Genomic DNA, 23,275 nt, shown 5'->3' with positions numbered 1-23,275 from the left:
GGATTGATAAAAAGTGATAAATGGGTTGACAAATATATTTTACTGTCTTAATATAAAGAAGAAATGGCTCGACTACATTTATAGTCGTTTTTTAAAATATAAAAAAGTACATACAGAAAGAAGGAGCGGGAAAAGTGGAAGCTAAAACATTTGATATAGAAGGGATGACGTGTGCATCTTGTGCACAGACTGTTGAAAAGGCGACGGCCAAACTAGCGGGTGTATCAAAAGCAACGGTCAACTTGGCAACTGAAAAATTGAATGTGGAATATGACGAAACAGCATTATCGGAAAAAGATATTCAACAAGCAGTTGCTGATGCAGGCTATGAAGCATTGAGCAATACTCAGCAACGCACATTTGATATAGAAGGAATGACGTGTGCATCTTGTGCACAAGTGATCGAAAAGGCGGTCAATAAACTAAATGGTGTGCAGATCGCTGCCGTAAATCTAGCGACAGAAAAAATGACAGTTGATTTTGATCCAGCAGTTCTGAATGTGTCAGATATCACGAAAACAGTTGTTGATGCAGGCTATGGAGCTGTTGAACAAATCGATTCAGCGGATACGGTAGATAAAGACCGTGAGAAAAAACAGAAACACATCAAAGAGATGTGGCAACGCTTTTGGTTGTCTGCTGTTTTCACGGTACCTCTATTTTACATTGCAATGGGACACATGGTTGGTTTGCCATTACCAGGATTCTTAGATCCGATGATGCATGCGACAACTTTTGCGACGGTCCAGCTGCTTTTGACGATCCCTGTGCTGTATTTTGGACGAAGCTTTTTCATCATTGGATTCAAAGCATTGTTCAAAGGTCATCCTAATATGGATTCTCTTGTAGCATTGGGAACGAGTGCGGCTGTAGCTTACAGCTTATATGGCACGATCATGATTTATACGGGTGACACTCATTTTGCAATGGCGCTTTACTATGAATCTGCTGGCGTGATTTTGACCTTGATTACACTAGGAAAATATTTTGAAGCTGTTTCAAAAGGAAAAACCTCAGAAGCGATCAAAAAATTGATGGGTTTAGCACCCAAAAATGCACGTGTTTTACGTAATGATGAGGAAATGGAAATTCCAGTAGATGCAGTACAATTGGATGATATCATTGTCGTTCGACCAGGAGAAAAAATTCCTGTTGACGGACTTGTTGTTGAAGGGTCAAGTGCAGTCGATGAATCGATGCTGACTGGTGAAAGTATACCTGTTGAGAAAAAAGCTGGTGATAATGTGATTGGTGCAAGTATCAACAAAAACGGCAGCTTCCGATTTAAAGCGACAAAGGTTGGAAAAGATACTGCTCTTTCGCAAATCATTAAATTAGTCGAAGATGCGCAAGGATCAAAAGCACCGATCGCTAAAATGGCAGACAAAATTTCAGGTGTATTTGTACCGATCGTCATTGTTTTAGCAGTGTTATCTGGTTTGGCTTGGTATTTCTTGGGACAGGAATCTTGGATTTTTGCCTTGACGATCACGATCTCTGTTTTAGTGATTGCTTGTCCATGTGCTTTAGGGTTGGCGACACCGACTGCGATCATGGTCGGTACAGGAAAAGGTGCTGAAAATGGTGTGCTGATCAAAAGCGGTGACGCACTGGAAACAACGCATAAAATCCAAACGATCGTTTTTGATAAAACGGGTACGATAACAGAGGGAAAACCTAAAGTGACAGATATCGTTACAGCAAATGATTTAGCTGAAAATGACCTACTGCGTTTAGCAGCATCAGCTGAGAAAGGCTCTGAACACCCTCTAGGTGAAGCGATCGTCAATGATGCAGTGGAGAAGAATCTTACTTTTGCCCAAACAGAAAATTTTACAGCTATTCCTGGACATGGGATCGAAGTGACGATCGAAGGCAGCCGCTTTTTATTAGGGAACAAAAAATTGATGGATGATCGTCATATTTCATTAGAGAATTTAGGTACGATCTCTGATCAATTAGCAGAACAAGGGAAAACACCGATGTATATTGCGAAAGATGATTTGATTGCAGGAATCATCGCTGTAGCAGACACGATCAAAGAAACCAGTATTCCGGCAATCAAAAAGCTGCATCAAATGGGCATCGAAGTAGCCATGATCACAGGGGATAACCAACGAACGGCACAAGCGATCGCGAAACAAGTTGGAATCGATCGTGTATTAAGTGAAGTTTTACCAGAAGATAAAGCGAATGAAGTCCAAAAGCTTCAAAAAGAAGGTAAGAAAGTTGCCATGGTCGGTGACGGAATCAATGATGCTCCTGCCTTAGCTCAAGCAGATATCGGCATTGCGATCGGTTCTGGTACAGACGTTGCAATGGAATCAGCAGATATCGTTTTAATGAGAAGTGATCTGATGGATGTACCAACGGCAGTAGAATTAAGCAAGGCAACGATCAAGAACATCAAAGAAAACCTATTTTGGGCGTTTGCCTATAATACGTTAGGGATTCCAGTGGCGATGGGTGTCTTGTATCTATTTGGCGGACCGCTATTGAATCCGATGATTGCAGGAGCTGCGATGAGTTTTAGCTCGGTTTCAGTGTTGCTGAATGCCTTACGTTTGAAAGGATTTAAACCATCGGCTTTGAAAAAATAGAAAATATAATAAGGGTGGAGGGGAAAATCATCGCTGAATGAGTTTCCCCTTTATTTTCCTTTTTCTGGGTTCGTAGTGTACATTGGAAAAAACAAGAATCTATGCTACTATGGTTGTGCAATCATTAAGTTGAATGAAAGATAGTAAAGGATGTGAGCGAGTAAATGGATACCTATAAATTAATATTGATCATGCTCCCGCCGCTTCCCGGAGAAAGATGTTTTTTTTCATCCCTTTAAACTAATTTTCTAGCTTAACAGGTCATTCTTGTAACAAGCTGGATCGACCTGTTCTGTTATAGATTCAGGAGGAATTTTTTTGAAAAAAAGCATCAAAACTCAAACACCATCTTTATTATTATTGATCGTTTTGGTAGGATTTCCGCAAATCAGTGAAACGATTTTCACCCCATCATTACCAGATATTGCGACGGACTTGCAAGCGTCGATGGCGACAGTTCAGCTAACATTGAGCATCTATTTTCTGTCATTTGCGCTCGGAGTCTTTTTTTGGGGCTGGCTGTCAGATCTAAGTGGTCGTCGAAAAGCAATGCTTTACGGCTTGTTTGTCTATGGTATCGGCAGTTTTCTATGTTTCAGGGCCTACTCGATCAATGGTCTGCTCTTTGCCCGCTTTATTCAAGCGTTCGGTGCTAGTACAGGTTCTGTTGTGACACAAACGATTTTAAGAGAAAGTTATGCAGGCAATCGTCGGCATGCGCTGTTTGCTCAAATTTCAGCAGCTTTGGCATTTACGCCGGCGATAGGACCTTTGATCGGCGGGCTTGTTGATCAGTATTTAGGCTTTAGAGCCGTTTTTCTTGTATTAGTTTGTATGAGTATCGTCATTTTCTGCTATGCATTTTTATGCCTACCTGAAACGTATCAAGTGGAAAAACGAGTGCAAGTAAAGCTGTTACCTTTGATCAAGCGATTATTGACTGATCCCAAGGTGATGACCTATGGCTTCTTGATCGGTGCGATCAATGGGATACTATTCAGTTATTATGCGGAAGCTCCGTTTATCTTTATCGAACATTTTCATTTGTCTACAGCAGTTTATGGTTTTTTAGGCATTGGAGTAGCAGGTGCTTCGATTTTAGGCTCGTTGTTGTCTAAACGCTTATTACCGGTTTATTGCCCGGAAAAAATCATTTATATGGGTATTTGCTGTTTGCTGCTGGGTAGTTCCTGTCTTTTGTTGACAGTATTGTCTGTATTTTTACCGAATACACTACAGATGTGGCTTATTTTGCTCGGTGTTTTTGTTGTCTTGACGGGGACAGGAATGGCGCTGCCTAACTGCTTAAGTCTAGCTTTAGTTGAGTATCAAGAGGTGATAGGATCAGCTGGAGCGCTTTTTAGCCTAGGGTATTACTTATTGGTCAGCTTGTTTACCTATGGTATGAGCGTGATTCATAATGGGGCACTGGTAGTGATGCCGATATATTTTCTTGTGATCGGACTGTCTATGTTGGTTTTTGTGCGTAGGTTTTTGTATCAGAAGAATTTACATTAGAAGAGTATAAAAAAGAGTGCGGGACAAAACTAAAAATCAGTTTTGTTTCGCACTCTAAATCTTAATAAACGGTGGAAACAGAAGCAACTCCTTCGGAAATAAGCTGAAATTCACAAAAATTGAAGAGAAATTTTCGTGAATTCCAGCTTATTTCTCGGAGCTTGACACTTCTGTCCCATCCTCTTTTTTTAATGTTGAGTTGCTGAGAAAGGAAAAGGCAGCTGTCTTTGCTTGATGATGAGATATCCACCTAGAAATTGGAGTAATCCTAGGAGAAAGAAAATGAGATGAAGTGCAACGATAGACCATAGCATCAGACATTGGATCATGATCCAGATACATAGAACAAGACCAATCAAACACTCCAAGTAAGGAAATGTGTGTGTTTGTCTTAAGTTAGCCCAGCCGATAGCAAGGTTCCCGCAACCGATCATTACTAACAAAAATAATCCGGGAATCAAAAAAGTTGTAAACGGTGAGTATCGCAACATGTCTTCTGATAGCCCAAGACTTGAATGCGCATTGCTGGATAAAGCCATCACGCCACCTGCTATACCACCGAAACCGATAAATAAGTTAGTGAGCAACAAGAGTTTTTTTGTCATAAAGAAGAACCTTCCTCGTGCTTTTCCCTAATTGTAGCACATATAAACAGGCAGACAATTGATTTAAGTGAGTTGCTCCTCCCTTTTTTTGTTATACTTTGTTTAAGATAGTCAAGTAAAGAGACGAGGGTGAAGTGGTTGAAAGAGATTTTGTTACAGGCGGTTAGTTTTTGTTTTGTCATCATTTTGGGGTATTTGATGAAACGCTTTGGTTTATTGAGTAAAGCAGATGGCGGGACTTTATCTGTGATCATAGTCAATATTACATTACCAGCAACAGTTATTGTTAGTTTGGCAAATGTGGTTGTTTCAAGTACATTGTTCTTTTTATTAGCAATGGGGATTTTATTAAATTTGATCGTGATTTTAGCAGGAGGATTGTTGTCCAAAAAGCGTTCGACATTGGAACGGACATTTCAAATGTATTCGATGTCAGGCTATAATATTGGCAATTTTACATTGCCGTTTATTCAGGGATTTTATCCGTTAGCGATTCCGTTTTTACTGATGTTTGATATAGGGAATAGTGTCATGCTGACAGGCGGTAGTACGCTGTTGATCGATAAAATAGTTGGTTCTAAAGAAGAAACGACGTTAAAAGAAATTCTATCGACATTGTTTAAGTCTGTTCCTTTTACGGCCTACATGATCATGCTGCTGTTGCGTGCAGTTCAAGTTGGCTTGCCAGTGGAATTGATTCAAATACTAGAGCTAGTTGCAAAAGCAAATGGCTTTTTATCGATGTTCATGATTGGATTATATCTTGAATTACGTTTGCCTAAACAAGCACTGAAACTAGTGAGAGAAGTGCTGTTTTGGCGATACGTGTGCGGGCTAGTCTTTGCATTGATATTTGCCTTCATTATTCCGTTGGAGCCATTATTGAGAATCGTATTAGTGGTGTTGAGTTTAGCACCGATGCCGACATTTTCTGTGATCAATAGTGTGAAGGCTGGAGTAAAAGAAGAGACGGTTGGTTTTACTTCCTCCATGAGTATTTTGATCAGTTTATTACTGATGACGCTGGTGATGGTCTGGATGGTATGATTTTTGGTAAAATATGACAAACTGTTGTCATCTATTAGATGCTAAAGTAATAGCAAATGATAGAGGAGATGATACGATGGATTTTCACATTCAAAAAAAGCCGAAATTTAATCTGGTCGGCTATCAAAAAACACTAGATATAATTGATCACTTTGAGGATTATCAAGGAATATCAGCATTTTGGGCTGATTTAACAGAGGCCAAGATCAATCAGCTATTATCTGAAACTAAAGAAAAGGCAGGTGGGTTCTATGGCGTCTCTGACAGCAATCGACAGGTGGCAGAAACGTTTAATTACATGATCAGTGTAAGTGCTCAGGGAGAAAAAGAAATCGCTGAAGAATTGACGAGTATCCAAGTGGTCAAAACGTCTTGGGCAGTCTTCACTTGTCAAGGAGCGATCGCAAATGCTGTTTCTACTTTTGACGCAAACAAACCGAATCATTTGATGCAATTAAAAAATCAATTGACTGCTCCATGGATAGCTGAGTCATTAGAAGAAAATCAGCAGCTGCCGCGAATAGAATATTATCCTATAGGGGACATGATGTCTGATGAGTATCGTTGTGAGCTATGGATTCCGCTCAAAAAATGAGGTGAGTTAAAATGAAAGAAATCAAAAATGAACAGGTTGCCGCTGTTTTTGAACAATATCCAGAGGTTATTCGCTTATCATTGCTGGAGCTTAGGGCGTTGATCTTTGAGGTTGGCGAAGCAACTTCTGAAGTTGGTGAAATCGAAGAAAGCTTAAAATGGCATCAACCAACTTATTCTACTATTCAAACAAAATCTGGGACACCTATTCGACTTGATTGCTTTGGGGAAGCCAAGATCGCCCTTTTTTTCCATTGTCAAACGACCGTGATCGAAGAATTTCGGGCGTTGTTTTCCAAGGAACTGGAATTCTCTAAGAATCGCGCCATTGTTCTTGATCCTGCAAAGGAATTACCTCTAGAAGAATTAGCTTTTTGTATCCAACGAGCACTGACCTATCATCAAAAGTAAATATAGGCTGGGATAGAAGTGTTTGATCCCAAGAAATAAGAGGATATTTGACCACGGTTTATTAAGAAGTAGAGTCCAGAGCAAAACTGTTTTCTAGTTTTGTTCAGGACTCTTGTTTTAGTTGTATATTCTAACGGTCGATCAAACGCTCTGCAATAGCAAAGTCACCTTCATAGGGAGTATCTATCCCATGGATCTTTTGATATAAATCTGCTCCTTTACCTGCCAAAACAACAGCATCTTTTGGATTGCTCAAGGAGAGTGCTTTTTCTATTGCGGCACTGCGATCGATAATCGTTTCGACTTGGATCGGTGCAGTTATATATTCTGCGATCTCTTTACAAATGGCAGCAGGATCTTCATCAGCAGGGTCATCTGTGGTTAAAATCGCGATATCTGCAAGTTCAGTTAACACCCTGCCGAAATCTTTACGTCGGGAAATCGCTTTGTTGCCCGTGCTGCCGATCACTACAATCAAACGGCCTTCTGGATGTTCTTCTTTTATAAAAGTCAGAAGGTTTTTCAAGCTATCATAATTATGGGCATAATCAACATAAACTTTTGCCCCATTTGTGTTTGTTAAAAGCTCCATTCGTCCAGGAACTGTTGCTTCTTGAATTCCTTGGACACATGAATCGTGAGTAGCACCGACCAAAGAAGCAGCAATCATTGCACTGAGTGCATTTCCTTTATTAAAGTCGCCGCCTAAGCGTAAATGATAGTCACCAGCAAGTCCAAGTGTGTCCTTTTTGGCTGTAACAGAAAAGGCTAAGGAATCTTCTGGATCGGTTTGATAAGCATAATCTGTATCTGTCTGCTGACTGCCATAAATGATGTATGGTGTGTGATGAAGCTCTGCTGTTTCCTTCAATAATTGGAAATAGTCAGAGTCGTGGTTTAAAATAACTGTCTTAGAATGTGAGATCAATTGTCTTTTACAATAAAAATAATCATCGAATGTCGGATGCTCGATCGGACTGATGTGGTCAGGTGTGATATTTAGAAAGATCCCTACATCAAAGAATAAACCATATACTCGATTCGTCTTATAAGCTTGTGAAGAGACCTCCATGATAAAATGGGTCATCTGGTTATCGACTGCTTCTGCCATCATACGATAAAGATCTAATGATTCAGGTGTTGTCAGCTGTGATTTGAAAAAAGTTTGTCCATCCAATGTCGAGTTCATAGTAGACAGCATCGCTGTTTTATTGTTTGTAGCATGATCTAAAATGAATTTTGTGAAATAAGCGGCAGTTGTCTTTCCTTTTGTACCTGTAAAGCCGACTAATTTCAGTTTATTCTGTGGATAATCATAGAACGCCATGCTCAAAACAGCCATCGCTTTTTTGATATCCGTGACGATGATTCCTAGAGCCGCTTCAACCTCATAAGGCTGTTCTGCCACATAAACTTCAAGTCCAGCTGTAATGGCCGTTGTTAAATAGTCTTCTTTGAAATTCAAGCCTTTACAGAAAAAAAGTGTGTCGCTATTTACGGTGCGGGAATCGTAAGAAAGAGCATCGAATTGTTTATTTTCTAGTGAAATTGGTGATGTTAAGCTCCAGCCTTCAGCTGAAGTAAATTCTTTTAAAAGGTGTTCTTTAAGTAAACATTCCCGGATTTTTTCTAAAGAAATAGTCATTATTCGGCCTCCAAGCACCGGTTAAAATCTGAATGTCAGGTTTTATCGGTATAGCTATACTAGTTTAGGATTTCATCATACAATTTAAACAGTAAAACTTCAAGATGTGTGCTATTTTATTATATAAGCAGAATAAATAGTCGTGTGAATTTTTTTATAAATGGTATTAGGAAATTTGGTTGCAAGTAAGAAGAATAATTGGTTAATTTTGGATAAAAAAACGATGTTTTTCTACTCTTTATTTCAGTTATTTTAGATTAATTTATATAAAAGTTGAAGAAGTGATAATTTGATCGATGATTATGAAAATAGCTTTTTAAGTGTTTTTCAATGATTTATGTAGGGAAACGATAAATAAGTGAAATTATTCGAGAAATTCGTTGCATATACTTGATTTAACAATTAAAATAAAGAAAGCATGTTTGAAGAAAGTTGGAGGAGTTAAATGATCAATCAATCAAATCCTGCTGATCAACCAGTCTTGACGAACCAGGAAAAAATGGTCAAAGGTTCGGCCTGGATGACAGCTAGTAATATAATTTCTCGGTTGTTGGGTGCAGTATATATCATTCCTTGGTATGCATGGATGGGTGAACACGCCAATGAAGCGAATAGTTTGTCTTCAATGGGTTATACTGTTTACGCACTTTTTTTATTAATTTCTACAGCAGGGATTCCTGCAGCGATCGCTAAACAAACCTCATATTATAATTCTCTTAATGAGTATAAAGTGAGCAGACAGCTCTTTTATAAAGCTCTTCAGTTGATGGCTATTTTAGGGGCGATTTTTGCCATCGTCATGTATCTGGCTTCGCCTTTATTGGCTGAGTGGTCAGGCGGCGGTGAAGATTTGATCCCAACGATGCGGTCACTGAGTTTGGCAGTCTTGATCTTCCCTTGTATGAGTGTGGTTCGTGGCTACTTCCAAGGAAATCAGGATATGATGCCGTATGCGTTATCACAGATCGTTGAACAAGTTGCCCGTGTCTTCTATATGTTACTGACAGCGTTCATTATCATGAAAGTTTTCGATGGAAATTATGTAGATGCAGTGACACAATCTACCTTGGCAGCAGCGATCGGAATGTTAGCTAGCTTTGTTGTACTATTTTTCTATATTCGTAAACAAAAGCCGATGTTCGATTACTTGGAAGCACATAGTGCGAACGAGCACGAAGCATCTACTCGTGATTTACTGACAGAAACGTTAAAAGAAGCAATTCCATTTATCATTGTAGGTTCAGGTGTTACTGTATTCAAATTGGTCGATCAATTTACATTCTCAAATTTCATGAATACTTTTACCACATATTCAGGTAGTCAGCTGCGTACATTTTTCGCTATTTTTAATGCGAATCCTGATAAATTGACGATGGTCGTCATTGCTTTAGCAACATCGATTTCTGCAACAGGGTTGCCATTGATCACAGAAGCGATCACCTTGAAAAATTACCGTGATCTTTCAAAGCTGATCAGCAATAACCTGCAGTTATTTATGTTTGTGATGCTACCGGCCACATTCGGGATGATCGTATTAGCGAAGCCGCTATATACGATGTTTTATTCGCCGGATCATTTAGGTGTATCGGTTTTAGTTCAAGCTTGCTTTGCCGGGCTGTTCATGGGCCTATACATGTTGTCATCGACGATGTTGATGGGGATGTATGAAAATAAAGCAGCCATCAAGTACTTTGGTTTAGGACTTGCGCTGAAGCTGATCGTTCAATATCCAGCTATTCGATTATTTGAAGTCTATGGGCCAGCGATTGCTACGATGATCGGTTTTGCTTTTGCATGTACCTTGATTTTGAGAAAAATCAAAAAAGTCAGCCGTTTTAATTTTAGCTTGACCTTGCGCCGCGGATTATTGATCTTTTTGATCACGTTAGTGATGGTCGTTGCGACTGTTATCATGCGTCAGTTCTTATATTTATTCTTAGACCCAACACGTAAGTTCCAGTCATTTATCATCATTATGCTTGTTGCAGCTTTTGGCGGAGCCGTATATGGTTATATTACGTTGAAACTAAGACTGGCAGATAAATTATTAGGGAGCAGCGTGAATAAAATTCGCCGCAAATTAAAAATAAGATAAGAGCATTCGCTCATGATGGATTTAAATTTAGAGTGTGCAGCAGGAGTAGGGATACTTTTGCTCACACTTATTTTCTTATAAAAGGAGATTCGATTGAATGCGTTTAGATAAATTTCTTGCCGAAGCAGGTGTTGGCAGTAGAAAAGAAGTCAAACTGTTGCTGAAAAAAAATCTCGTAACGGTAAACGAACAGCCTGTAAAAGATGGTAAGCTGCATATCGATGAATATCAGGACATCGTTTTATTTGCAGGAGAACGAGTGATCTATCAAAAATTTTATTATTATCTATTACATAAACCGCAAGGAGTTGTGTCCGCAACGGAAGATGCAAGGGATCAAACGGTGATCGATTTACTGAAAGAGGAAGATTATCGTACTGATTTGTTTCCTGTTGGTCGTTTGGACAAGGATACAGAAGGATTATTACTCTTAACGAATGATGGTCAATTGGCACATCGATTATTGTCACCTAAAAAGCATGTGGATAAAGAATACTTTGCTGAAATCGAAGGGCTAGTCACAGAAGAAGATGTGCAGATCTTCGCTTCTGGCTTTGCTCTAACGAACGATGAACAGGTAAAACCGAGCAAGCTGCTGATCGACGAGATAAATGAAGCCAATCAAACATCAAAGATCCGGTTAGTCATTCAAGAGGGAAAGTTTCATCAAGTGAAACGAATGTTTGAAGCGGTCGATAAAAGAGTTGTTTATCTAAAACGTTTACGCATGGGCAGTTTAGTATTGGATGAGCAGCTGCCTTTGGGAGCCTATCGCCCGTTGACAGAGACGGAGCTTCAAGAGCTGTAGGATAGCTAGGATTACTATGTAGAGGATAAAACAACTAGGCTTTGATCATGGCTGTTTTATTCTCTTTTTTTGACGAACTGTTGCCTTAGGTATATACTTCAATTGACTGATGAGTCAATAAGGAGGAATGGTGAAATGAAGGCCATTGAGCTAGAGGGATTAACCAAGCTGTATAAAAAGAAACCTGCAATCAATCAAGTAGATCTAACTGTAGAAAAAGGAGAAATTTATGGCTTTATTGGGCCAAATGGTTCTGGGAAATCAACGACGATCAAATCAATGCTGAATTTTATTTATCCAGATCACGGGACTGCGACGATTCTTGGCTTGGACAGTGTCAAAAATGCCAAGGAGATTCGTAAACGTACAGGGTATGTCTCAAGTGATGTGCGTTTTTATCCAGCCATGTCAACATTAGATATTCTAAAATATGTAGCAGAGTTTCACCAACTTAAAAACAGTAAAGAACAGATCGATTATTTTATGGAGCGATTCGATATCGACGGGAAGAAAAAAATGTCTGAACTGTCGTTGGGAAATAAAAAGAAAATTGCAATCATCGCTGGAATTTTGCCAAATCCAGAATTGTTGATTTTAGATGAGCCTACGAATGGTTTAGACCCACTGATGCAGCATCGCTTATTTGAAGAACTGGAAAAATATAATAAAAATGGCATGACTATTTTTTTATCTAGCCATGATCTAAATGAAATCCAACAGCATGCACATCGAGCGGCATTTATTCGTCAAGGTGAGATTATTACGGTGCAGGATATTTCTAAAGAAAAATCATTAGGGAAAGTCATTACCTTGATCGGGGATCATATTCCGCTATCTTTATTTGAAAAAATCGGTGCAGCGATCTTAAAACATCAAGGAAATGAAACGCGTTTATTCTATGAAGGAAATTTGCAAGAAGTATTGCCATTATTGAGCGATCCATCGATCCAGGATTTTACTATCACGAATCCAGAACTTGAAGATCAATTTATGGCATTGTACGAAGGAGGGGAAACAAAATGATCACAGCAAAAATCGAAACGCGTTCATTGGTCAAAGGGATGCTGATCTGGATCATCTTATTTTCGGTCATCATTTTTGGATTCAGTGCTGTTTATCCGCAAATGCATAGCTCTGCGATGAAAGATCTGCTGGATGCCAAGTTGACAGGGCTGTCTCCTTCCCTACTCAAAACGTTCAATATCAGTGTAGAAGGACAAGCCAGCTTCTTAGTAGCAACAGGTTTTTTTGCTTACTATTTTCAATATATGTTTTTAGCTTCCTCTATTTATGCGATGATGCTAGGCAGTCAGTCCTTGATCAAGGAAGAGACAGATGGGACAATAGAATTTCTTTATGCGCAACCAGTGACCCGCAAAGGAATCGTGACGAGTAAATTCGTAAGTAATATGCTTGTTTTGGGTATTTTTTGGTTGATCTCCTATGGTGTTTCTTTAGGATCGACAATGCTTTATCGTCAATCAACAGATTCAACAGCGACGATCGTAAAGGAAATCAGTAAGATTTTTATTCAAGAAAGTTTGATTCTTTTATTTTTCCTAACACTGGGATTTTTGATCTCGACCTTTTTAAAATCAAGTAAACAAAGCACCAGTATATCATTAGGTGTCGTATTTGCTTTCTACTTGATCGGTATTTTTGCTGATTTAAATGACTCGTTTAGTTGGGCAAAAAATATATCGCCGACTCATATGGGCATTCCAAGCAATTTATTAGATAAAGGATTATCAGCTAGTCACACAGGATTTCTAGTAGTGTTGATCATATTGTTTTTAGCTGGAACTTATGTGCTTTACCAACGAAAGGATCTGAAGATTTAGTGGCTGAAATCAACATCGATCCAAAAAAATATGAACGGATAATACAAGCTGCCTTGAAGCAATTTGCTAAACAGGGCTATCAACGCGCAAACACAGAAGATATTGCTATAGCAGCGGGTGTTTCAAAAGGATTGGTTTTTCATTATTTTGGAAATAAGCAAAAGTTGTATGAACGCACGATCAGCTATGTGATCGACTGTTTAAATGAACAGTCAAAAGAATTGTTTGAAAAAGAGTATGCTGATCTAGTTGAAGTGGTAGTCGCTTCGACACAGCATAAGTTAAATTTAGAGCGGACTTTTCCTGACCATATCCATTTGCTGATTGCCTCGTATGCACAGAAAAAAATGCTTCCTGATAAAATACAAGTAAAATTGGATCACTATATGGCTGAAAATATGGCTATTGCACAGCAGCTTCTAACGAAGATCATCAACAAGCTTCCGCTCAAAAAAAACATCTCTAGAGAAGATGTGGTTCGTTTAGTACTAGGTGTTTTCAATCAGATTTATTTAGAGAGTTTGACTTTTTTAGAAGAAAACCAACAGGTAACAGAGATTCATCAAATGCAATTTTTAGTTGAACGTTCACAAAGCTATATGAACATTCTGCAGGCTGGTTTTTTAGAACAATGAATGAGGTTGGGACAGAAGTGTTTAATCCCGAGAAATAAGAAAGAATTCACGAAAATTGTTTTTCAAATTTTTGTGAATTCTGGCTTGTTTCTGAAGGGATCACTTCCGCTCTCGCCGTTTATCCGGATTTCAGGTGTCAGGGATTTGACTCGCAGAGTTTTGTCTCGCTCTCATTTTAAAATGTAATAAGCGATGGTCGAAAGTCAGATTTTTCAGCAATTTTCCAAGGGGGGCGAGACAAAAGCGATCATTCAAAATTTTAAATCCGAACCGTTTCCCTCATTGTTCAAAACGTTTCATATAATAAGGAATTTGCTTGCTGATTTCTGTTGGTAAGACGACATAATGATCTTGTCCGAGAACATCGCCAATCAAGCTATGAAGGTAAACAGCAGCGCACAGGGCGTCTTTTTTAGCATCAAATTGAGCTAAAAAACCAGCGATCATTCCAGCAAGTGTGTCTCCCATTCCGCCAGTCGCCATGGCTGGATTTCCAAGAGGATTGACAAAATAGTCGTTCAAAGTATAAATAGTTGTACGATGACTTTTCAACACTAAATTGCTGCCTAATATTTTTTGAGCAGTTTGATTATTTTTTATTGTTTGGTTTGGAATGGTCAGACCGCTTAAACGCTGCCATTCCATTTGATGAGGGGTAAAAACAGCTTGCTGAGGATAAGCTAGCTGATAGTGATATTGAGCAAACAAAGTAATGCCTGAACCGTCAATAACTAGCCAGTGTTTTGCCTGCTGTTCCTGGATCACTAATTGTAATAACGTATGACTATGTTCGCTCAAACCAAGTCCGGGACCGATCAAAATAACATCAGACTCTGCTAAAACAGCTTGAATATCTTGTATCTGAAGCCAATCGATGACCATTACTTCAGGCAAGCGAGCATGCAGCGGAGCGTGATTTTTTTCTGCTGTAACGACAGTAACTAACCCAGCGCCAGAGTTGACAGCAGCTTCAGCACTCATAATGATCGCACCGCCATATCTTTCATTGCCGCCAATCAATACGACTCGCCCGAAAGTCCCTTTGTGGGAAAGCTCAGGGCGTTTTTTGATCACGCTATGTAGTAGTTCTTCGGACAATTCGTTCATTTGAAGGCACTCCTTTCACTCTTACTATTAGTATAAAGCTGTTTAAGACGAAGGGCAAAATATTACAGAAAAAACTTGTCCCGCCTTTTTCTTTTAGCCGAGTTAGTGGTATGATGAGAAGGTAGAATAATGAATTGGAGTGACTAAAAAATGACAATTGATTGGCAAAAAGAAGTAGATGCCCGCAAAGAGGCACTATTAGAAGATTTACAGAATTTATTACGCATCAATAGTGAGCGTGATGATGCAAAAGCAACACCAGAAGCGCCTTTTGGCCCAGGACCTGTGGCTGGTTTGAAACATATGCTTTCTTACGGTGAACGTGATGGCTTTGTCGTAAAGAATGTGGATAACTATGCAGGACATATCGAATATGGTGAAGGTGATGAAACATTAGGTATCTTCGGCCATATGGACGTAGTTCCTGCAGGTGATGGCTGGGACACTGATCCATATGAACCAGTGATCAAAGACGGGAAAATTTTCGCCCGCGGCTCAAGCGATGATAAAGGACCAAGTATGGCTGCTTATTATGCATTGAAAATCATCAAAGATCTAGGTGTACCATTATCTAAGAAAGTTCGTTTTGTAGTCGGCAGTGACGAAGAGAGCGGCTGGGGCGATATGGAGTATTACTTCAAACATGAAGAAACACCTGATTTTGGTTTTTCTCCAGATGCTGAATTCCCGATCATCAATGGGGAGAAGGGGAATGTTTCATTATATGCACGCTTCAGCGGTTCAAGTGAAGGTGAATATGGCTTAGAGAGCTTCAATGCTGGTTTACGTGAAAATATGGTTCCTGGTACAGCAACAGCGGTGGTCACTGTCCCTTCTGAAGAAGCTGCTGAAAAAATGCAAGGTGCATTTAGTGTATTTGTCGGTGAAGAACCAATTTCTGGTACTTTGGAGGCAAATGGAACAACTGTTACGATCAAAGTTGTCGGAAAAGGGGCTCACGGTGCTAGCCCGCAATCAGGGATCAATGCAGCGACATTCTTGGCTGTTTTCCTAAATAGCTATAGCTTTGGCGGCGCGGCAAAAGAATTTATCGAAGTGGCTGCAACATTAGTGCATGAAGATTTCTACGGTGAAAAATTAGGCGTAGCTTTTGAAGATGCTAAAATGGGCAAACTAACAATGAATGCGGGTCTGTTTGTATTCGAGAAAGGGCAAGAAGAAGGTAATTTTATGAGCTTGAACTTCCGCTACCCTAAAGGAACATCGGCAGAACAATTAGAAGCAGGTGCTAAAGCAACGGCTGGTAAGATCGGTGCAGAGATCGTTCAAGGCGGTCGCAATCAAGAACCGCATTATGTACCAGCAGATGATCCATTGGTAGAAACATTACTGCAAGTGTATGAAGATCACACTGGACAAAAAGGTCACGAACAAATCATTGGTGGCGGAACTTACGGACGTTTATTAAAACGTGGCGTAGCGTATGGCGCAATGTTCCCAGGCTATACAGATACAATGCATCAAGCGAATGAATTTATGGCATTGGATGATTTATTCCGTGCAACAGCTATTTATGCGGATGCGATTTATCGTTTAGCGAAATAAAAATAAAGATCATCTCAATAAACCTGACAGACAGTTGTCAGGTTTATTTTTGTATAATGAAAACAAGTCGTTAGAAACAAATGACAATTTCCAGTATACTTAATAACATATCTTCCCAGCTTTAAATAAAAATGAGGTGAATACATGATTCGGTTTCAACAGGTTTCCAAAAAATATAATGATCAGGCAGTTTTAGAAGATTTTGATATAGCGATCGAAGATGGTGAGTTTTTTGTATTGGTCGGACCCAGCGGCAGTGGAAAAACGACAACACTGAAAATGATCAATCGATTGATCGAGCCGACATATGGGGATATCTATTTTAATGATCAACGTTTGATTGAATATGACTTAAAAGAGCTTCGACTAACGATCGGTTATGTTCTTCAACAAATTGCTCTCTTTCCTAATCTGACTGTGGCTGAAAATATCGAATTGATTCCAGAAATGAAACGCTGGAACAAAACGCAGCGAAGAGAAAGAACGGAGGAGCTATTACGAAAAGTCAATTTACCGCCAGAGGAGTATTTACATCGTAAACCGGCAGAATTATCAGGTGGTGAACAGCAGCGTATCGGTATTTTAAGAGCGATCGCAGCAAAACCGGATATCATTTTGATGGATGAACCATTTAGTGCATTAGATCCGATTTCAAGAGGTCAGCTGCAATTATTGATCAAAGATTTGCATAAAGAAATGGCGAGTACAGTCGTATTCGTCACGCATGATATGAACGAAGCATTACTATTGGGCGATCGAATTTGTGTGATGAAAGAGGGAAGAATCATACAGACGGATACTCCAGAAGAAATCCGCAGCCATCCGGCTAATGAGTTCGTAGCGCAGTTTTTCCAACAAGATCATTCGAACTTGGAAAATTATTGTGCAGAAGATTTACTAAAAATAGATTCATTAGCTCCTGCTAAAATAACAGGAGAAGTGAACGTAGCACTGGATACGACATTACCAGTGATCATTCGTGCGCTTATAGAAGGAAAGCGTGTCACATTGGTCGAAGAAGAAATAGTTCATGGAGAAATCACAGATCGGGCAATCCTAAGATTCTTAGAGACGAAGATGGAAAAAGGTGATCAATAATATGGGGAAACTGATAGAAACATTAGCTGCACGAAAAGAAGAGTTTATTCAGGCAGTGGTTGAGCATATCCAATTATCATTGTTATCTTTGCTGATTGCGATTCTTTTGGCGATTCCACTGGCGATTTTACTTACAAATTATAAAAAAGCAGCAGAAGCAGTATTGCAAATCACAGGGATTTTTCAAACGATCCCTTCATTAGCTTTATTAGGTTTACTGATACCGATCATCGGAATCGGGACACCACCGGCAGTTGTAGCGTTAGTGATTTATGCGTTATTTCCGATCTTGCAAAATACGTATACTGGACTGACGGAAATCGACCCCTCATTAGAAGAGGCAGCTGAAGCTTTTGGAATGTCCAAAAGAGAAAAGCTGATCAAATTTGAGTTACAATTAGCGTTGCCATATATTATTTCTGGTATTCGTACGGCAACGGTGATGATCATCGGTACGGCAACCTTAGCTGCTTTGATCGGTGCAGGCGGATTAGGTTCATTTATCCTGCTTGGGATCGATCGAAATAATGTCTATTTGATTTTGATTGGTGCAATTTCCTCTGCTGTACTGGCTGTGCTGTTTAATTACGGGATCCATCTATTGGAAAAAGCGACAGTCAAACGAATCGTTACAGCCTTTATGGTATTACTAGCATTATTGATTGGGTCATTTGTTTATACACATCAAGAAGCAGAGCAAAAAGAAATCACGATTGCGGGAAAATTAGGTGCTGAACCAGATATCATTATCAATATGTATAAGGAATTGATTGAAAACAACAGTGACATCCATGTAAATTTAAAAACAAATTTTGGAAAAACCAGCTTCTTATTTAATGCTTTAAAATCAGGTGAAATCGATGTTTATCCAGAATTTACAGGGACAGTTCTTGAAACATTCCTAAAAGATAATAAGAACACATCTAACGATCCGCGGAAAGTTTACGAATATGCGCGTGACCAAATCAAGCAGCAGGAAAATATGGATTATTTAGAGCCGATGCGTTATCAAAATACCTATGCAGTAGCAGTCAAACGTTCCTTTGCAGAAGAAAACGGACTGAAAACCATCGAAGATTTGAAAAAGGTCGAAGGTCAGCTAAAAGCTGGATTTACGCTTGAATTTATCGATCGTGATGATGGCTACAGAGGCTTACAAAAATTATATGGACTCAATGTAGAGGTCAAATCAATGGAACCGTCTTTACGCTACCAGGCAATCAATAACGGTGATGTGAATGTTGTAGATGCTTATTCTACAGATAGTGAGCTTAAACAATATGATCTTGTTATTCTGAAAGACAATAAGCAACTATTCCCACCGTATCAGGGCGCACCATTATTGAAAGCAGAAACACTGAAAAAATATCCGGAACTGAAAGACTTATTAGAACCTCTAGTAGGAAAAATCACTGAAGAAGAAATGAGTGATATGAATTATCAAGTCAATGTGGAACAAAAAGATCCGGCGGCGGTGGCTCATGATTATTTAGTGAAGCATAAGCTGTTGGAAGAATAAAGGATAGCAGGAGAAAAGACGACGATTATCAGTTGTCTTTTGCTTACTTTATAAGGTATAAGAAATGAGAAAGTAATCACCTGTAAGTACAATTACAAAAAAAGCTCGAAAGTGTATTATATCGCCACTATCTTACTTTAGTAGGTAAGATAGTGGCCTTTTTTTGTCTAGCACCGCGAACGAATGTCAATTTACTTAAGGATTAAATGAGTTTGTTCAGTTTTTATGTATCAAAAACTACATAAAATCCACATTGTAATTATTTATTTCTTTAAGGTTATTTTAGAAAACTTTAAAGCATAAATATTTAATGTTATTATTTTATTTGTACTTTTTGAAGATAATTTTTTGTTGTTCGGGTTTGTTGGTTATTTTTATAATTTAATATGGAGGAGCGAAATGAAAAAGAAAATTTTTTATATGTTGTTTGGTCTGTTGTTGTTACTTAGTTTTACTATAAAGTCGGAAGCTGCAAAACCACCTAGATTTAAAGGAGTTTTATCTCAAGGTGTTAGGAACATCAAGTATTATATTGCCCCTAGTGCATCCGGAGTAGCGGGGCACATTGACAATGCTAAACATAATTGGATGTATACTGGTTGGGCAAATCCAATCTATATGTATTAAGCAAAATCATAATTGGTTATCCAATATTGACGCCCACGGTTACACAAGTTCTGGTAGCAAAACTGGAGGATATGTAGAGTTTTACGATAATACTGATAGAGCGATTGCCACTGGAGGAAATGCACCAAATAGAAACTACTTCTACGCAATCATTCGTTTCAATATGCATTATAAAAATAATAGTTATATGAGAGATCGAATTCCAAAACATGAAATGGGCCATGCCTTAGGTTTAGCTCATATAAATGATAAGACGAGTATCATGCATCCAAGTGTAGAAGGTGGTCCTCGTAAAGTGGATAGAGATGCAAGCAATAAAATTACAGATATTTACGGATGGTGATAAGAATGAAAAAACTAACAATAATAACTATTCTGTGCGTCAGTATTTTCTTAAACGGTTGTAGCAATACTTCTTCTAAAACCGCTAAAGTCAAAGAAATACCTACAGAAAAAAGTAATTCAACATCAACAACTAAAGAGCAAGTATCAGAGGTCAAAAAAGAAGACTACTACTCTTATCTCGACAACGTTGATCGTACGAATGTACAATCATCAACAGTCGAATCATTTTTGATGTACGATAATACTAATCCAAAAAGTCTTCAGGATAATACCAATAATATATTTCTAGCGCATGTCATCGCTATAGATAAAGCAGAAGTTGATGCCAATATTCCTGAAACAGATAGCAATAGTATTTTACCTGACACTTATGGAAGGTTAGAAGTATTGAAACAAATCGAAGGCACTACACTTGATCAAGTATCTTTTATCAGATCAGGTGGTATTATCAAAGAAAAAGATCGTTTCAGAAATGCAGAAAAAGAAGAGGTGGACAAACATAACCGCTTAAGAACTGAAGCTGGACGTCCGCCAATCACTCAAAGTCACGATTGGGTTGAAGTCAGAGAAGCTGGTGATATTGAACTTCAAGCAGGTGAAGTATATTTATTTTTTGCAACATATAATGAAGAAAGAGATGCATATGTTTTAGAAGGCTATCAATATGGGGCTTTGCTACTAGAAGATGACGAACAACCAATTTCAAGAACTCGTTCGCTTCCAAATCAGATCGGAAAAACATGGAAAATTAAAAATGCTGCTTCTGGTGAGGAACAGGATTTAGGTGATTATCTAAAAAATGAGTTAGGAATCGAAATGCAAGAAAACTAAATGAATAAAATCGAAACTTCAAGTTCTTGTATCATCGAGCACTTGAAGTTTGTTTAGGATTCATCTACGTTTTTCTCATAATAAAGTACTTTCTACCAAAAAGAAATGCATTTTTTCCAGACTTTCGCTATAATAAAGAAAACAATAAAAACAGGAAGTGTAAACATGAAAAAAGCAGATCGTCAACGCTTGATCAAACAATTGATCACTGAAAAAGAAATAGAAACTCAGGATGAGTTGATCGCACTTCTTGAACAATCAGGAGTTAAAGCAACTCAGGCGACCGTTTCAAGAGATGTTCGTGAAATGAGTATCGTAAAAACGCATGGCTCAGATGGCCGTGTGAAATATGCGATTTTTTCTCAAAGCCAGCCATCCAGTAGCGAAGAAAAACTAAAGGAATCGGTCAAAGACTCTGTGATCCGTATGGAGCGTGTACAGTTTATGGTCATTGTTCACACGGACATGGGCGCGGCGGATGTTGTCACTAATTTTCTTGACGAAGTAAAGTATGATGAGATTGCAGGAACAGTCGCAGGTGTAGATACGATTATTATTATTGCACGTTCAGAAGCAGATGCTAAAGCAGTAGTTGAACGTTTTGAAAGCATGATGAATTAATATTGACCAATGAAAAATGAAGGGAGATTTGGTTACATGGGATTGAAAGCGTTACAAAATGGTTCGGACATTAGAGGGATTGCTGTCGATCATGAGGATAAGAAAGCGAATTTGACACCTGAACAGGTTGGGGAAATCGCTGTTGGAATCGTTCGATGGCTATGTGAAGAGAAGCAATTAGCTGAAAAGCATCAAGCAGGAGATTTAAAAATCGGGATCGGCCATGATAGTCGAATTTCAGCAGATAGCTTGAAGCAGGCACTGATCGATAGTTTTGTAAACCAGCAGGTGGATGTTTTGGACTTTGTTTTAGCGACGACACCAGCAATGTTTATGACGACACAATTTCCTCAGTATGATTGCGATGCTTCTATCATGATTACAGCAAGCCATCTACCTTATTATTTCAATGGATTAAAGTTGTTTACAAAATCAGGTGGAGCCGAAAAAACGGATATAGCGTATATCCTTTCACACACTGCCCCTTTAGAGACGACCGGAAAAGGAAATGTGATGAGCGCGGACATCATCGATGATTATTCTGCAGATTTAACTGAGAAGATTCGTAAGGGAATGAAAACAGAGGCTGAGAAACCATTGACTGGTTTTCGTATCATTGTAGATGCTGGAAATGGAGCAGGAGGTTTCTTTGCGGAAAAAGTACTTCAAGTGCTGGGAGCGGATACGACAGGTTCACAATTTCTAGAACCGGACGGCATGTTTCCAAATCACATCCCAAATCCTGATAATAAAGAAGCAATGGCAAGTATTCAGCAAGCAGTACTTCAAAATAAAGCTGACCTAGGCGTGATTTTTGATACAGATGTCGATCGTTCAGCGTTAGTAGATGCCACTGGTGAGGTGATCAATCGAAATAATTTGATTGCTGTTTTGGCAACCATTGTATTGGATGAATACCCAGGAAGCAGTATTGTCACTAATTCACCTACCTCTAGTCATTTAAAAGATTTTATTGAAGCAAAGGGTGGAAAGCAAGTTCGTTATATTTCAGGCTATCGAAATGTGATCAATAAAATGATTGAACTGAATAATAAAGGGATTGAAACACCATTGGCGATAGAGACGAGTGGTCATGCGGCGTTCAAGGAAAATTATTTTCTTGATGATGGTGCCTATGTCATTGCCAAAATCTTGATGCTTTTGCCTAAATTAAAAACTCAAAATGAAACATTGGGTGAATTGATCGAATCATTAAAACAGCCTCTTGAAACACAAGAGCTGCGTTTTGAAATAATGGCAGACGATGTAAAAGGATACGGGAATCAAGTGATTCAAGAGTTGGAGTCTTTTGTGACTAGTCATGCGGGAATGACCATAGACCCAGAAAATGAAGAAGGCATCCGTGTCAATGTATTTGATGATTATGGCTCAGGCTGGTTATTATTGCGAATGAGTTTACACGAGCCTTTATTAGTGCTTCAAGTCGAAAATGACGAAAAAGACAAGAATCAAAAAGTACTAGAGACACTAAATGAATTCTTTGGAAAATATACTGAATTGGATTTAACAAAACTTACTCAGTTTTTGGGAGAATAATAAATAGTCGGGAAAAGAGCAGCCTCTTTTTCCGACTATTTTTAAATAAACGTAGTTAAAAAAATTATTTTGTGTTCTCTTTTTTCTTCCTGTAAACATAACCTAAGCCAAGACCAACGACCGCTGCCAAAATAAATAAAAGATCGCTCATATTTCTACCCCTCTCCTTTTGCAACCTTTAGTGTAACACAAAGAAGAGAAGGGG

General features: G+C 38.8%; 21 protein-coding genes and 1 pseudogene. 19 read left to right on the top strand and 3 right to left on the bottom strand.

Annotation, left to right across the window (positions count from 1 at the left end; genetic code table 11):
• Positions 1-134: 134 nt before the first annotated feature.
• Both A5889_RS08035 and A5889_RS08030 read left to right on the top strand, forming a co-directional pair.
• Positions 135-2,600, top strand: coding sequence for a heavy metal translocating P-type ATPase (locus tag A5889_RS08035; RefSeq protein WP_087640617.1), 2,466 nt, complete (start codon positions 135-137; stop codon positions 2,598-2,600).
• Between the two features lie 318 nt (positions 2,601-2,918).
• Entirely contained in the window at positions 2,919-4,118 is a 1,200-nt protein-coding gene (locus A5889_RS08030; protein ID WP_087640618.1) for a multidrug effflux MFS transporter, read from the top strand.
• 188 nt (positions 4,119-4,306) lie between these two features.
• Here A5889_RS08030 and A5889_RS08025 read toward each other — a convergent pair whose 3' ends face one another.
• Positions 4,307-4,723, bottom strand: a complete 417-nt coding sequence (locus A5889_RS08025; protein ID WP_087640619.1) for a hypothetical protein — start codon at positions 4,721-4,723, stop codon at positions 4,307-4,309.
• Positions 4,724-4,861: 138 nt separating this feature from the next.
• On the opposite strand from A5889_RS08025, the gene A5889_RS08020 reads away from it, so the two are divergent.
• The 3 genes from A5889_RS08020 to A5889_RS08010 all read left to right on the top strand — a co-directional run bounded on the left by A5889_RS08020 (position 4,862) and on the right by A5889_RS08010 (position 6,775).
• Complete coding sequence (locus A5889_RS08020; protein WP_087641523.1) at positions 4,862-5,770, top strand: AEC family transporter; 909 nt, start codon at positions 4,862-4,864, stop codon at positions 5,768-5,770.
• A gap of 76 nt (positions 5,771-5,846) precedes the next feature.
• Positions 5,847-6,365 carry a GyrI-like domain-containing protein gene (locus A5889_RS08015; RefSeq protein WP_176372816.1) on the top strand — a complete coding sequence of 173 codons (519 nt, stop codon included), beginning with the start codon at positions 5,847-5,849 and terminating at the stop codon, positions 6,363-6,365.
• 11 nt (positions 6,366-6,376) lie between these two features.
• On the top strand, positions 6,377-6,775 hold the full coding sequence (locus A5889_RS08010; RefSeq protein WP_087640621.1) for a DUF1801 domain-containing protein: 399 nt from the start codon (positions 6,377-6,379) through the stop codon (positions 6,773-6,775).
• 130 nt (positions 6,776-6,905) lie between these two features.
• On the opposite strand, the gene A5889_RS08005 is transcribed toward A5889_RS08010, so the two are convergent.
• Positions 6,906-8,420, bottom strand: a complete 1,515-nt coding sequence (locus A5889_RS08005) for a UDP-N-acetylmuramoyl-L-alanyl-D-glutamate--L-lysine ligase (protein ID WP_087640622.1) — start codon at positions 8,418-8,420, stop codon at positions 6,906-6,908.
• A 445-nt stretch (positions 8,421-8,865) separates the two neighbouring features.
• Here A5889_RS08005 and A5889_RS08000 point away from each other — a divergent pair, with 445 nt between their 5' ends.
• The 6 genes and pseudogenes from A5889_RS08000 to A5889_RS07975 form a co-directional block, all read left to right on the top strand.
• On the top strand, positions 8,866-10,515 hold the full coding sequence (locus A5889_RS08000; RefSeq protein WP_087640623.1) for a putative polysaccharide biosynthesis protein: 1,650 nt from the start codon (positions 8,866-8,868) through the stop codon (positions 10,513-10,515).
• A gap of 97 nt (positions 10,516-10,612) precedes the next feature.
• Positions 10,613-11,323 (top strand): pseudouridine synthase, encoded by a 711-nt coding sequence (locus tag A5889_RS07995; protein ID WP_087640624.1) that lies wholly within the window; start codon positions 10,613-10,615, stop codon positions 11,321-11,323.
• Between the two features lie 135 nt (positions 11,324-11,458).
• Positions 11,459-12,346 carry an ABC transporter ATP-binding protein gene (locus A5889_RS07990; RefSeq protein WP_087640625.1) on the top strand — a complete coding sequence of 296 codons (888 nt, stop codon included), beginning with the start codon at positions 11,459-11,461 and terminating at the stop codon, positions 12,344-12,346.
• A complete protein-coding gene (locus tag A5889_RS07985; RefSeq protein WP_087640626.1) occupies positions 12,343-13,164 on the top strand; it encodes an ABC transporter permease subunit in 822 nt (273 codons plus the stop codon). The genes A5889_RS07990 and A5889_RS07985 overlap by 4 nt, the downstream gene beginning before the upstream one ends.
• Positions 13,164-13,799 (top strand): TetR/AcrR family transcriptional regulator, encoded by a 636-nt coding sequence (locus A5889_RS07980; protein ID WP_087640627.1) that lies wholly within the window; start codon positions 13,164-13,166, stop codon positions 13,797-13,799. Before A5889_RS07985 ends, A5889_RS07980 begins: the two co-directional genes overlap by 1 nt.
• Positions 13,800-13,928, top strand: a pseudogene (locus tag A5889_RS07975) (DUF3788 domain-containing protein); the annotation flags it as partial.
• Positions 13,929-14,078: 150 nt separating this feature from the next.
• On the opposite strand, the gene A5889_RS07970 reads toward A5889_RS07975, so the two are convergent.
• The gene (locus A5889_RS07970) at positions 14,079-14,906 is read right to left on the bottom strand and encodes an NAD(P)H-hydrate dehydratase (protein ID WP_087640629.1); all 828 of its coding nucleotides are present in this window, start codon (positions 14,904-14,906) and stop codon (positions 14,079-14,081) included.
• A 150-nt stretch (positions 14,907-15,056) separates the two neighbouring features.
• Here A5889_RS07970 and pepV point away from each other — a divergent pair, with 150 nt between their 5' ends.
• The 8 genes from pepV (at position 15,057) to A5889_RS07930 (ending at position 23,070) form a co-directional block, all read left to right on the top strand.
• Positions 15,057-16,472: a dipeptidase PepV gene (pepV, locus tag A5889_RS07965; RefSeq protein WP_087640630.1), complete on the top strand. Its 1,416-nt coding sequence runs from the start codon at positions 15,057-15,059 to the stop codon at positions 16,470-16,472.
• A 144-nt stretch (positions 16,473-16,616) separates the two neighbouring features.
• The gene (locus A5889_RS07960; protein WP_087640631.1) at positions 16,617-17,570 is read left to right on the top strand and encodes an ABC transporter ATP-binding protein; all 954 of its coding nucleotides are present in this window, start codon (positions 16,617-16,619) and stop codon (positions 17,568-17,570) included.
• A 1-nt stretch (position 17,571) separates the two neighbouring features.
• Entirely contained in the window at positions 17,572-19,089 is a 1,518-nt protein-coding gene (locus tag A5889_RS07955; RefSeq protein ID WP_087640632.1) for an ABC transporter permease/substrate-binding protein, read from the top strand.
• Between the two features lie 399 nt (positions 19,090-19,488).
• Positions 19,489-19,716 (top strand): hypothetical protein, encoded by a 228-nt coding sequence (locus A5889_RS07950; protein WP_087640633.1) that lies wholly within the window; start codon positions 19,489-19,491, stop codon positions 19,714-19,716.
• Positions 19,661-20,059 (top strand): matrixin family metalloprotease, encoded by a 399-nt coding sequence (locus A5889_RS07945; protein WP_087640634.1) that lies wholly within the window; start codon positions 19,661-19,663, stop codon positions 20,057-20,059. The genes A5889_RS07950 and A5889_RS07945 overlap by 56 nt, the downstream gene beginning before the upstream one ends.
• Positions 20,060-20,064: 5 nt before the next feature.
• Complete coding sequence (locus tag A5889_RS07940; protein WP_242585640.1) at positions 20,065-20,892, top strand: hypothetical protein; 828 nt, start codon at positions 20,065-20,067, stop codon at positions 20,890-20,892.
• Between the two features lie 165 nt (positions 20,893-21,057).
• Entirely contained in the window at positions 21,058-21,513 is a 456-nt protein-coding gene (argR, locus tag A5889_RS07935; RefSeq protein WP_087640635.1) for an arginine repressor, read from the top strand.
• A gap of 36 nt (positions 21,514-21,549) precedes the next feature.
• Positions 21,550-23,070, top strand: a complete 1,521-nt coding sequence (locus A5889_RS07930; protein WP_087640636.1) for a phosphomannomutase/phosphoglucomutase — start codon at positions 21,550-21,552, stop codon at positions 23,068-23,070.
• The last annotated feature ends 205 nt before the right edge of the window (positions 23,071-23,275 follow it).

Source organism: Enterococcus sp. 9D6_DIV0238 (assembly GCF_002174455.2).
Taxonomy (GTDB): Bacteria; Bacillota; Bacilli; order Lactobacillales; family Enterococcaceae; genus Enterococcus_L; species Enterococcus_L dunnyi.
This window is presented reverse-complemented; position numbering and strand designations above follow the sequence as displayed.